The organism is Bacillus sp. ISL-77 (genome assembly GCF_018613105.1).
Map to the genome: position 1 here is coordinate 107,777 of NZ_JAGGQY010000043.1, position 13,362 is coordinate 121,138.

Here is a 13,362-nt window from a genome sequence, read left to right on the forward strand (position 1 = left end):
TTAATGCCTTCATTGTCATTAGATTGAATCTCCTAAACTCCTATTTTTTTATTAATAGACTTTCCAATTGTTTAATCGCCTCGATTATGCCCCTATCACTATAGGACCCCAGTAACTGCAAGGATTCTTCTGGTTTGATTGCATGGGCAGCAATGAGTTTCATGGCTTGCTCTTGATGATGGGTAATACCCAAATCTTCAAAGTTGGTCGGGAAGCCCAGGTCTTTGTAAAAAGGAAGGAGATCCTGGACTTCCTCTGTTCGGTTTTCAAGGATTAGCTGTACTAAAATCCCATATGCCACCTTTTGACCATGGAGAATGCTGTGCGTTTCCTCAATAAAGCTTAGTCCATTATGAATCGCATGGGCTCCAGCCATTCTGCCATAGCGTCCGCCATACCCACCTACCGTTCCTGCTAAGGTAATGACCGCCTCTAAAATTTTTGTAAAGGAAGGAGAGATGGTCTTTGTTACTAGGCTTTGAATCGCATTTTTCCCCTCTTCTAATAGAATGGCTTTTATGAAAGAGGAGTTGTTTAATCCCGTTTGCACCATAATAGAAAATAGGTCGTTGTTTATATTGTTGCGAATGATGGCCTCGGCTTCATACCATTTAGCCAAGGTATCACCAATGCCGCTTTTAAAATAATCTGCAGGGGAGGAAAGTAAGAATTCAGGATCTACTAGTGTTAGATAACTTGAGCGTTTATGGTAGTCGACTCTAATAAATGACCCATTGTCATCATAAATCACACTTAGAGGGGTGGAGGCAGCGCATGTGCCTACAACTGTTGGGATTGTTATGACTTCAATATTTAAACGGTCTGCTACTGATTTGGCCGTATCAAGGATTACGCCCCCGCCAATCCCAATAATCACATCTGCCTGACTAGCACCTGCTGCTATACTATTTACCGCGGTATCTGAGCTGTATCTATCAGACTGAATGACCCGAACATGAGGAGGTAGGTTAGTATAATTTAAGAATGCTTGATATGATTTGTGTCCTGTAACTACTACTGGTGAATGAAATCCATCTAAGTAATAAGCGATGTCTTTCAGAATTCCTTCTTTGCAAATGTATTGATTTGGTCCACTTCTAACGATATCCTCTGGTCTCATAAGATCTATCTCCTTTTTATTATGATGAAATAAAAAAGACCTAAATTGAGCAGCATAAAACACACTACTCAATTTAGGTCCTGCCTGCATTACCAGTCACATGCCTGAAAATTATTAAAATATATTATTATTTTAGCAATATTCTGTTTATATTAAAAGTTTTTTTAAAAATATATTTAAGGAAGAACAAAATCTTTTGGAAAGATTGCCAAAATTACAAAGTGCATTAGAAATGATGAAATTTTATATTGGGAAAAACCAGCTAATAACTGGGGATGTAAAAAAGCGGAGAACCTTTTTAAAATAACAGAAATGTTACATAAGTTAATCACCACCACCTTTATCAATAAAAATTTAAGTGTTTTCCAAAATTATTTGGATGAATTATCAGAACTTAAAAGCCCTTTCCAGCAATAATGGTTTTGAAAGAAAGGTTGAACCCTTGCATACCAATGGCTTTCAACCTTTTATTTCCGGCAAATTTCGGACATGGCTGTCACCACTTGCAAAGAAATGGGAGGGATTAACTTGAAAACTTGTTCAATAACAACTCGTAACATAAACACGTTACTTATACATTTACAAATTATTCAAAAAAACCGCCTTTATTTATGGTAAGGTTCACCGTAACAGTTCTAACGGCGAAAACAATTATAGTGAGAGTACCCTTCATTCTTCAAACTGAACAAAAAACAATGTTCTACCCTTTATTATTCCTGCAGTCGGAATCGAACAAGAAATATCGTTCCTTGCCGGCTAGTTTTCACCTTGATTTCTGCATTATGCCTGGCAGCGACACTATGGGATACGGATAAACCCAGCCCCGTACCATGTACCTTCGTACTAAAGAAAGGAGTACCGATTTTTTCAAGCAGCTCTTCCTTGATTCCGCATCCTCGATCCTGTATCTCCAGTACAACCGCACACTCTTCGCGGTATGTTTTTATGGTCAGTCTTCCGCCGGCAGACATCGCCTCTATTCCGTTTAACGAAAGATTCAAGATCAACTGGCGAATCTCTTTCTCATCCAATTTTAATGGGGGGCATTCACCCAATTCAAGACTGATATCGTTATTAGAGCACATGGCCTTCGCCTGGATGAGAGGAAATAATATTTCGATTATAGAATTAAGATCCTTCAATTTTCGTTTAGTTGGATTAGATTTAGAAACCGAAAGGAACTCCGTAATGATGTTATGGGCCCGATCCAATTCCTCAATCATGATATCAATATATTCGGGTAAGGGGGAATCTTTCGACATTTGTAAAAAGCCGCGAACTGTCGTCATCGGATTACGGATCTCATGCACAATACCCGCAGCCATTTCTCCCATTATGTTCAGACGATCAAAACGGACCATTTCCTTCTCCAAGGACACTCTATCCGTAATATCCGTAATCACGCTGAGAAGGCATTCCTCCCCATGTATTTTAACGATTTCAGTCGATAATAGTCCTTCCCGCAGGTCTCCGAACTTGGTCAAAAAGCTTATCTCCGCATTTTGAACCAGATTTTTCATTCCAATTTGCCCGGAATCCATTTCCCACATTTCATCTGAATCGATAATATACTGCAGTACGTCTGATGTTTGATTAATCACTTCATCATAATGATATCCGGTATTATTAAGCCAGCTTTCATTCACATTTATGTATCTCTGATCCCTTAGCGACCTTAAGGCCACCAAACATGGAGTGGCATCAAATATTTTACGAAAACGTTTTTCCTCCGTCAGTTTCCGTTCGGTAACATCACGAATAGAACAAACGTAGATGTGTCTGCCTTCAATCCTTGCCTCTCCGATTTGAATGTCAACTGGTAAACTGCTAGTATCTTTTCGTAAAGCAAACGTTTCAATGGTCTTTGCTAACCCTAATTCATCTAAGTCATTCATAAACAGCCCAGGAACAATTATGTCGATATGATTCCCAATTATTTCCTCTGCCTTATAACCAAACATATCTGCCATTGCAGGATTGACAGTTAATAGCCATCCTTTTTCATCAAGAGTAGCTATCGTATCTATCGAGGTTTCCCCAATCACTTTCAGCAATTCATTTTGGAGCTTAATTTGCTCCTGGTATTGATGCATCATCACGAAAGCTTTAACCTTCATTTTCAGCGTTTCCGAATGAAACGGCTTAAAAATATAGTCAATGGCACCTGCTGAATACCCTTGTTTAACACGCTCTATGGCCTGACTAATTGCTGTAATAAAAATAATCGGAATATGTTTTGACTTTTTCCGTGATTTGATTAACCTAGCTGTTTCAAAACCGTCCATTCCCGGCATTTGTACGTCGAGCAAAATAACGGCAAAATTTGTAGTCAGCACATGCTTCAACGCTTCCTCACCGGAATAGGCAGTGATTAAATTATAACGGGGGGTGGATAGTAAACTTTCGAGTACAAGCAGATTTTCAGGACGATCATCGACGAGTAATATATTGACTTTTTGTGTAGCGCTACTTAATTTTTCGGTATAGTTTTTCATTGGAATCTATCTCCTCATAACACTTTTTCTTGCAAGTAAAGACAATATCTTCTTTTTGTCCTATTCCTAGAATTCCGGATACAATCAAACTTTCATAGAATAAGTCATGGACACGATTTTGGAGCTCCGCATTAAAATAAATCATCACATTCCGGCAAATAATCACGTGAAATTCATTAAAGGAGTGATCGACCGCTAAATTATGTTGAGCAAATACAACATTTTCGCACAAAAATGAGTGGAAAGACGCCTGTTCGTCTTTAACAGTGTAATATTCGCTGAATGCTCTCGTACCCCCAGCCTTTAGATAATTCTTTGTATAGATTTGCATTTTCTTTAATGGAAAAGCCCCCTGTTTAGCTTTTTTTAAAACAGACTCATTCATATCTGTCGCATAAATTCCCGTTTTTTCATGCAAGCCTTCCTCATATAACAAAATAGACATCGATACACCTCTTCGCCTGAAGGACAGCCTGCATGCCAAATGCGAATAGAAGGGTATTCCCTCAATACCGGTATTACTTTTTGACGAAAGGTCAGAAAAAAACTTGGATCGCGAAATATCTCCGTTATATTAATGGAGAAATCCTCCAATAATTTCTTCATGGTTCGGGGATCATGAAGAACTTTCTCCTGTAGACCGGATACGCTGGTCAGATTTTCAGCTTGAATTCGATGCCAAATTCTTCGCCGAATGGAGGAGAATACATAGTTTCGGAAGTCAAATCCATAATGCCGGTATATCCCTTCGAGCAAAAGCTTGATTTCGATTTGCTCCAGCTCGTCAACAACTTCTGTTTCACACATTAGGGTTCTGTCTAAGGATTCGCGCAACATTGATTCCACCTATCTGTACAACCAAACCTGCATGAGCGAGAAAAGCTGCTCCAAATGAACAGGTTTGCTTATGTAATCGGACGCACCAGCCTCAATGCATTTTTCCCGGTCATTTTTCATCGCTTTAGCCGTAAGCGTAATAATCGGTAAATCTTCATATTGAGGTATTTGTCGAATGGCGCTAATCGCCTCATATCCATCCATATCGGGCATCATTATATCCATAAGGATGAGATCGATGTCCGGATTCTCTTGTAAAACCATAATACCCTGTCGCCCATTTTCTGCAAAAACCACTTTCATTTTCCGGTTCTCTAGAGCCGTAGTTAGTGCAAATATATTACGCATATCATCATCAACGATCAATATTTTCTTGCCATTCCAAAAAGGTTCACTATTTTGTAATAAAGGGGTCTCTTGCTCCATTGTTGAGGATTCGGCAAGCGCCGCAGCAGCCTCTAGCTTGAAGATTCCGGTTGCTGAAATAATATCCACTACATCAATGGGCAAAAACAGTGTAAAAGTGCTTCCTATCCCTTCGATGCTTTCAAAATGAATAACCCCGCCTAATAATTGGGCGATTTCCCTGCTAATCGAAAGTCCTAATCCTGTACCTCCGTATTTTCGGCTGGTCGTCCCGTCCCCTTGATGAAACGCTTGAAAGATAAGGCTTTGTTGCTCTTTGGGAATCCCTATGCCTGTATCTGTTATAGAAAAGGCCAAGGCTGTATCTATATTTTTCAGTTCAGAATGCTTGGATAAAATTTCTTTGCCCGCTTTGAAAATATGCATCAGGACGCTGCCTTGTTTGGTAAATTTAAAGGCATTGGATAGCAAATTTTTTAATATTTGAAGTAAACGGTATTCATCCGTAAAGATGGCATCCGACAGTCCTGACTCCAGCTGTACAGTAAGTTTAAGACCTTTCTGACGGGCCACCGGGAGGAATTGACCCTCCAAAGAAGTACAAATACTCATTAAGTTCACTGCATCAGGAATGATATCAATTTTTCCCGACTCCACTTTCGATAAGTCCAAAATGTCATTGATTAACTGAAACAGGTCATTGCCGGATGAATAGATCGTACGTGCAAATTCCACTTGTTTCTCCTTTAAATTTCCATCCTCATTGTCAGCAAGCAGGCGGGCCAATATCAGCAAGCTATTGAGAGGAGTCCGCAGCTCATGTGACATATTAGCGAGAAATTCCGATTTGTATTTCGAACTGAGAACAAGTTGCTCTGCATTTTCTTCCAGTTCTATTTTTGTCTTTTCTAATTCTTTTGACTTTTGTTCGGCGTTTTTATATTGTTCCTCAAGCTTTTCGTTAATGCTTTGTAGTTCTTCCTGCTGGAGCCGCAACTCTTCAGACTGACTCTGAAGTTCTTCCGTTAATACCTTCGATTCTCTTAGCAGATTTTCTATCTGCATGCGGCCAACCACACTGTTTATCGTAATCCCAATATGATTCAGTATCTGTTTCAGCAGCGTTTGCTGAATTGGGCTGAATGGATTGAATGATGCCAATTCAATGGCAGCAGTGACTTGCCCTTCAAATTCTACCGGTATGATGATAATGCTTGACGGTTGGGCCGCCCCTGTTCCTGAGGAGATTTGAATATATTGTTCCGGAATATCGGTAAGCAAAATCATTCTCTTTTCCAATGAGGCCTGTCCGACTAGCCCTTCTCCGAAGCAAAAAACCGGCGAGCCAATGTCCTGACCATTATAAGCATATGCTGCGAGCCTATGGAGGCGTTTTCCATCCCCAGAGCCCTTTTTGATATAGAAAACACCGTAACTTGCTCCCATCATCGGCGTAATCTTCGTGATGAATTGCTCCGCCAAGTTCTGTAAATCATGAATTCCTTGGTACATGGTAGCCATTTCTGTAATTTTCGTCTCTAACCAGCTTTGTTCCTGAAGGGCTTTAGCCATTTCATTAAAAGCTTGGGCGATATCGCCGATTTCATCTTGGGAAGAAACCTCAATTCGCGGCAATGGTGTCGCTGCTTTAAAATCGGAGGTAACGCCAGCGATCACATTCGTTATTTTAAATAGATTACCGATAATATTCCGTGACAAAAGCAGCCCAATCAAAATGGTAGAAATAATAGATAAAACACTTAAAAGGATGGTCGTTGCCTTTACCTTTTGGACCAGCTCTGTATTCCTTTTTATCCCTTCATCCATTAATAGTTGATTGCGATCTGTAATGAATTTCGCTAGTGGCTGCAACTGTACGCCTATGGGTAAAATTTCTGTAACAAAATAATCCAAAGCCTCTTTTTGGTCCTTGTGATTTTGATAGTTTGTAAGTAATTGTTCATATTTTTTCTGGAATTCTTTATTGAGCCCTTCTAACTTTGTTACGGCATCTTTCGTTTCAGGTTGAGTGACCAAATATTTGGTTTCATTTATAAGGTCATTCGAGCGTGTATTCGCTGTTCGCAAGTCAATTAAGAAATCCGGGCTTTGAGTCAGAAGATAGCCGCGTAAACTACTGGTTTGTTGTAATGAAACCACTTGAATATCTTTTGCGTTCGATAAAATCTGCACCCGCCGATTCATTAAATTTGAATAGGAGTCGTTTACTTTTGTTATGTAATAGTAAAAAATCAGACTTATGCTACCAAAAAAAATAGCTACTGCCAGAAAACCAATGATCAATTTTTTGCCGATTGTAAACCTCACTCATACCCCCGCCCATATCCATTTATTTCTTATATTTTTCGAAATAATCCGTCTTTTTGTTTTATATCACATTATGTGTCACAAAATATTACATATCTATTTACATGTCATTTATCATAACACTTTGTTTAAAATTTGAAAAGTTCACAAATTTGTCACAAATTTGTCACAAATTCAGGAGCTATTTCGACAAAACGCGGTTTATAGGTGTCATATAATAATCCGTGTTCATGTTAGGAAACATAACATTTAACAATTAGTAAAATAGTTGAATTTTAAGGGGTTGCTCTAATGTCTATACCTTTATTAAAAACTGTACAAACACATTCATTTTCCAATTACACAAAATCTTCTTATTATGATGAGATGTTTGATCAATTTGGTACAGTTCGAACACCTTATGAATCTGTCTTTCAACGATTTTCAAAAATGGGGGCAAATGAGTTAGATAATCGAAACTCTTTTTTGCAATCACAAATGATTAAACAAGGTATCACCTTTACTTTGTATAATGAAAATCCGAATGATTCATCATTAGAAAGAACCATTCCCTTTGATATGATTCCTAGAATTGTAACATCAGATGAATGGTCACTTTTAGAAAAAGGATTAAAACAGAGAATTTGTGCATTAAACCAATTTATTTATGATGTGTACCATGAACAAAACATACTTAAAGACAATATCATTCCAAGGAACATGGTTATTACTAACCCTTATTTTTGTAAAGAAATGACAGGAATGAATATTCCAAATAACGTTTATATACCAATATCCGGTATTGATTTAATTCGGAGTGAGACTGGAGATTTTTATGTATTAGAAGATAATGTAAGAACTCCTTCAGGGTTGTCCTATGTTTATAAAAACCGTTCCCTCATGGTAAATCTTTTTTCAGAATTATATTTTAATCACCATGTTAGAGATATTGATCAAAGTTTAAATATTTTATTAAGTAGTTTACGAAGCCTTGCTCCCCAGTCAAAAAAAAATCCTACTGTTGTTTTACTTACACCAGGAATCCATAACTCTGCCTATTTTGAACATACGTATCTCGCTCAAGAAATGGGAATTGAACTCGTAGAAGGGAAAGACTTAATTGTTCATGACCAAAGGGTTTATTTGAAAAGCTTAGATGGACTTCATCAAGTTGATGTAATTTACCGACGTATTGACGATGAATACCTTGATCCCCTTACTTTCCGTCCAGATTCATTGCTTGGGGTTCCAGGACTAATGAATGTTTACCGTGCTGGCCATGTCGCTATTGCCAATGCCCCAGGAACTGGCATTGCCGATGATAAAGCCATCTATAATTTTGTACCAGAGATGATCCGTTATTATCTAAACGAAGAACCAATTTTAAAAAATGTTCCTACCTATATTCTTTCCAATCAAGTTGATAGAGAGTATGTTCTCAATCATTTGCCTGAAATGGTTGTCAAGGAAAGGTCACTTTCCGGTGGATATGGCATGTTAATTGGACCAACTGCCTCTGAACTGGAAATTAGCTCATTTGCTAAAAAGATTATCCGAACACCTGAAAAATTTATTGCTCAGCCCACAATGAAGTTGTCCACTTCTCCATCCGTTACAAATAAAAATATAGCACCCTGCCATATTGATTTACGGGCATTTGTCTTTATGGGGAAAGATGTACATGTTGTTCCAGGAGGACTTACACGGGTAGCTTTAAAAGATGGTTCACTTGTGGTGAATTCATCCCAAGGTGGGGGTACGAAGGATACATGGATATTGGAAAGCCTTAGCAATGATGAAAATAAAAATGAGGTGAAAGAAAAATGATGAATCGTACTGCTGAAAATTTATTCTGGATAGGCCGATATTTGGAAAGAGCAGAAAATTACACGAGAATAATTGATGTAAATTACCATATGCGTCATGAATTAAAAAGTCATGATAATGAATATATATGGGAAAGGCTTATTGCCTCAATTGGTGACATTCATTTTTTTAAAGAACACTTTGAACATGCTAATGAAACGACTGCTCTTCAATTTTTAACGTTTGAGCCGATCAATCAAAATTCCTTGTTTTCTTGTGTTTATTTTGTAAGAAATAATATGCGTGCTTTACGGCAGCTTTTGCCCGGTGAATTATGGGATATAATGAATGAGTTTTATCTTTGGTTAAATGAGCAAGACTTAAGTAGCATGATGATGCAGTCACCGTATAATTTTTTTCAACATTCAAAAGAATGGTTATCCCTTTTTAACGGAACTGCCTATTCCACAATGGTTCGGAATCATGAATGGAATTTTTTTCAATCTGGTAAATCTCTTGAGAGTGCTGAAAACACTGTCCGTATTCTACAAAGCATCTATACTAATTTTACAAAGGACTCCCTTCCTCTTTGTAATCATGCCAAGTATAATCGATTAATTGTATTATTGAAGTCCGTTGGTGGATATGAAGCCTTTCGAAAAGTTTATGCTGATGACGTTACCTTAGCAAAAGTGATTGAATTTTTAATTTTAAATCCTACTTTCCCTCGTTCAGTAAGATATTCCTTGTCTACTTTGGAAATCTTTTTAATGAAGATTAAAAAACAAGACTATCAATTTGATTTACTTGCAGAGAAAGCTATAGAGCTTGTCACAAAATTAAAGCAGAATCTTGCAGGTTTAGATGGTGAAAATTATGAATCTGTTGGATTAGAACTGATTCTTGACATGCTGGAATCTATTAATAGACTCGGAGTAATCATTACAAAAACATTTTTTCAAGAGGAGTTTGTTTAAGCGTGAAATTAAAAATTACTCATCTTACCCAATATACATACAAAGATCCAGTAGTGGCCAGTGTCAATGAGCTCCGGCTTTCTCCCATAAACGATGGACGTCAATCATGTTGTGAGCATACCATTATGATTGACCCGGCCGTTTCATTATTCCCATATACTGATTATTTTGGGAATCTGGTGCATTATTTTACTATTAATTCCCCACATCAACATCTGACAATTAAAATGGATTCCATTGTGGAGACAACTGTGACGGAGCAACGAGAAAGAAGTCAGCTAACCTATGAGGAAGAACGTGCCATCCTTATCAATAAAAAATTCCAAAATAAGTTTGCAGATTATTTAATGGAAACTCCCTATTCTATCATAACACCTGAATTAAAAAAATTCGTTTATACATTTATTGATGAAAATCAATCAAAAAGTATTTATCAATTGCTTGAACAAATTTCAAATGCAATCTATTCAAATTTTACCTACGATCAAAAAGTAACGAACGTAAATACAACCTTAGAAGAAACATTAAGATTAAAACGAGGGGTTTGCCAAGATTATGCCCATATTATGATAGCAACTTGTAGAATATTCAATATTCCATCACGATATGTAAGTGGATATCATTTTATTGGTGATATAGAAAGTAATCAATCTCATTTTCAACACGCTTCCCATGCTTGGGTAGAAGCATACGTACCATCATTCGGATGGGTAGGACTCGATCCAACCAATAATGGTAAAATTGACTTGCGATATGTAAAGCTCTCTTATGGGCGTGACTATAGTGATATCGTCCCAGTAAAAGGTGTTTATAAAGGTTCTAGTAATCAAAATTTAAAAGTTTTCGTTGATATACAATATATACAAGAAGAAGGGAAAAATCTCTGTTAAATTTAAAAGTGTGCTGATTCCTGATTTATATTTAAAAGTAAATATGTTATTTTACTTGCTACTTAAAGAATGATCCGCAACCTTTTCTTTATACACAAAAGTTATTTATAAATAGTTAATAGTGATTTATTAAAAATTTTTCTCAAAAACTGAAAAGAACCAATTACTTTCAAATGCCTTATCCCTACTTAGGTTAGGCTAGAATGTTATCAATGTCTGCTTTTATAACGGAAAAACTAACCCTTTATTTTACATATGCACATTTCAAGGGTTAGTCTGCGTATTATAATTTATTATAAAAAAAACCGCCGCTACTTATGGTAAGGTTCCCCCCGATTAATCCGAAACGCTCTATATATCTGCTCAACGAGAATGAGCCTCATCAATTGGTGGGGGAAGGTCATCCGCGAAAAAGAAAGCTGCTCATTAGATCTTTTTATGACCTCCTCACTCAAGCCCAATGACCCGCCGATCACAAAGGCAATCTTACTTTTTCCATAGGTAGCTAGCTTATCTAGTGAATCAGCAAGTTCCTCGGATGAGCCTAATTTTCCTTGAATCGCTAAGGCAATTACATATGTATCTTGGCTAATCTTTGCTAAAATTCTTTCGCCTTCTTTTTGCTTTACCTGGACCATTTCCAACTCACTTAATATTTCAGGTGCTTTTTCATCGGCAACTTCAATGACATCAACTTTTGCATAGGCAGTCAGTCGTTTTAAATACTCCTCAATACCCTGTTTTAAATATTTCTCTTTCAATTTACCAACCGTAACAATCGAGATATTCACAATCCACAGCCCTTTTCAACTTGATTACAAACAGCTTACAAACAAGATATCCACAGAAGTTATCCACATATTCACATTTTTTATCCACATCTTGTATGGAATCATTTGTTCGCCACAACATATGTAGCCGTATTTTGACAATATTCACAGTTTGTTGATAAGTTATCCACATCTATTTTCGACAAAACGGGAAAAGTCTCAAAATCATCCACAATCGTATCTAAGGCAATATCCACATGTTCCTCACAGCAATAAATCATTTTCTACTTCACCTTTCCTACACTTATACATTTCATTAAAGCTATTGTTTACTTTATATCATCCTGTCATACGAAATAACGCAATAACTTATACATCATAACACAAATAAAAACAGGAAAGTGAACGGTTCACTTTCCTGTTTTGCCCACGCTTTTATTGAGTTGTTTCTGCTGCTAATCTTAATGTCGTTTGCTTCAACTTACCTTCACGGTAATATTTAATCTCCAATTGCTCGCCAATTTTCTTTTTCTGGTACAAATGTTTCCGAAGATCGATGACGTCGTTAATTTTTTGCCCATCCATCTCTACGATGACATCCAACTCTTGCAAGCCTGCTTGAGCGGCTGGAGAATTTGGTACGACTTGTCGTAAGGCTACACCATAATTGATTGATCGAGGCAATTTCAACGCTTCTTCTTGATAGTAGGCTGGAATTTCAGAGACTGATTTTAAATCCACTCCCATATATGGACGTTTAACCGTTCCAAACTTTTCAAGATCATCGATAATTGGCCGGGCCGAATTGATTGGGATGGATAATCCAATTCCTTCAACTGCATTTTGCGCAATTTTCATGGAGTTAATTCCAACTAGCTGGCCAGTAATATTAATTAAGGCCCCGCCGCTGTTTCCTGGATTAATGGCCGCATCGGTTTGCAGTACTTCTGCATTCCAGTCGATTAATCCATCCTGATTAATATCAACCGGAATCGTCCGCTTAAGTCCAGAGATAATTCCTTGTGTGACCGACCCTGAAAAGGTTGCGCCAAGCGGGTTCCCGATCGCGATAACGGGTTCACCCATTTTTAAACTATCGGAATCACCAAATTCAGCTACCTTTTTTATCTTGTCCGCATCGACCTCGAGGACAGCCAAATCAGTCCAGACATCACTGCCGAGCAGCTTAGCAGGGATCTTTGTCCCGTCAATCAAACTTACTTCCAGCTTTGTTGCCCCTTCAACCACATGATGGTTTGTGACAACGAAAGCTTTACCTCCAGCCTTCTTATAGACAACTCCTGAGCCCGTTCCAGCGGCTTCTTCCTCTGAATCGGCTTGATCATCAGACCAAAAGCTGGTGGACTGGATATTATTGATTCCGACCACAGCATCAGCTGCTTTTTCAACTGCCTTCGTTGTATTTGTGTTCACATCATAGGAAACCTGTTTTTGGATGATATTCTGATCATTATTATTGTTAGTTGATTCTACTGCATTGTTTTCATTTGAATCAATTTGGTAGGGGAGGAACCCACGATTGGATAAGGCTGGAATAGCAATAATTACTAAAATTGCACCAAGTATCGCACCAACTACGCTGGCTAGGAAAACTCCACCCCTGTTTCCTTTCTGTTCCCTGAAGCGGTTTTGTGAATGATCATCATAATAACCCACTTTACATCATTCCTCACTTTCCGAAAAGATTGCTACCGTTTATTTTGGCTTATAATTACAATTATACTCGTTCATCTATAAATTACTAAATAATTACCTTGTATTAATAAAAACTTA

At 37.6% G+C, this 13,362-nt stretch carries 9 protein-coding genes and 1 pseudogene; 3 read left to right on the plus strand and 7 right to left on the minus strand.

Annotation, left to right across the window (positions count from 1 at the left end; genetic code table 11):
* Positions 1 to 40 precede the first annotated feature (40 nt).
* The 4 genes and pseudogenes from J7E77_RS18140 to J7E77_RS18155 all read right to left on the minus strand — a co-directional run bounded on the left by J7E77_RS18140 (position 41) and on the right by J7E77_RS18155 (position 7,146).
* Positions 41 to 1,120, minus strand: coding sequence for an iron-containing alcohol dehydrogenase family protein (locus J7E77_RS18140; RefSeq protein ID WP_214716214.1), 1,080 nt, complete (start codon positions 1,118 to 1,120; stop codon positions 41 to 43).
* A 710-nt stretch (positions 1,121 to 1,830) separates the two neighbouring features.
* Complete coding sequence (locus J7E77_RS18145) at positions 1,831 to 3,615, minus strand: PAS domain S-box protein (protein WP_214716215.1); 1,785 nt, start codon at positions 3,613 to 3,615, stop codon at positions 1,831 to 1,833.
* Positions 3,587 to 4,452, minus strand: a pseudogene (locus J7E77_RS18150) (CheR family methyltransferase). Before J7E77_RS18150 ends, J7E77_RS18145 begins: the two are co-directional and overlap by 29 nt.
* Before the next feature lie 9 nt (positions 4,453 to 4,461).
* Positions 4,462 to 7,146, minus strand: a complete 2,685-nt coding sequence (locus J7E77_RS18155; protein WP_214716216.1) for a response regulator — start codon at positions 7,144 to 7,146, stop codon at positions 4,462 to 4,464.
* Between the two features lie 291 nt (positions 7,147 to 7,437).
* Between J7E77_RS18155 and J7E77_RS18160 the strand changes: the two genes are divergently transcribed.
* The 3 genes from J7E77_RS18160 to J7E77_RS18170 are packed head-to-tail and all read left to right on the plus strand — an operon-like array spanning position 7,438 to position 10,798.
* Positions 7,438 to 8,952, plus strand: coding sequence for a circularly permuted type 2 ATP-grasp protein (locus J7E77_RS18160; RefSeq protein WP_214716217.1), 1,515 nt, complete (start codon positions 7,438 to 7,440; stop codon positions 8,950 to 8,952).
* Complete coding sequence (locus J7E77_RS18165; RefSeq protein WP_214716219.1) at positions 8,949 to 9,908, plus strand: alpha-E domain-containing protein; 960 nt, start codon at positions 8,949 to 8,951, stop codon at positions 9,906 to 9,908. The genes J7E77_RS18160 and J7E77_RS18165 overlap by 4 nt, the downstream gene beginning before the upstream one ends.
* A gap of 2 nt (positions 9,909 to 9,910) precedes the next feature.
* Complete coding sequence (locus J7E77_RS18170; RefSeq protein ID WP_214716221.1) at positions 9,911 to 10,798, plus strand: transglutaminase family protein; 888 nt, start codon at positions 9,911 to 9,913, stop codon at positions 10,796 to 10,798.
* Between the two features lie 311 nt (positions 10,799 to 11,109).
* Here the strand turns inward: J7E77_RS18170 and rlmH are convergent, their stop codons facing one another.
* The 3 genes from rlmH to J7E77_RS18185 form a co-directional block, all read right to left on the minus strand.
* The gene (gene rlmH / locus J7E77_RS18175) at positions 11,110 to 11,589 is read right to left on the minus strand and encodes a 23S rRNA (pseudouridine(1915)-N(3))-methyltransferase RlmH (protein WP_214716222.1); all 480 of its coding nucleotides are present in this window, start codon (positions 11,587 to 11,589) and stop codon (positions 11,110 to 11,112) included.
* Positions 11,590 to 11,690: 101 nt separating this feature from the next.
* Positions 11,691 to 11,849, minus strand: coding sequence for a CxxH/CxxC protein (locus J7E77_RS18180; protein WP_088084854.1), 159 nt, complete (start codon positions 11,847 to 11,849; stop codon positions 11,691 to 11,693).
* 154 nt (positions 11,850 to 12,003) lie between these two features.
* Positions 12,004 to 13,245 carry a S1C family serine protease gene (locus tag J7E77_RS18185; RefSeq protein WP_214716223.1) on the minus strand — a complete coding sequence of 414 codons (1,242 nt, stop codon included), beginning with the start codon at positions 13,243 to 13,245 and terminating at the stop codon, positions 12,004 to 12,006.
* Between the last annotated feature and the right edge of the window lie 117 nt (positions 13,246 to 13,362).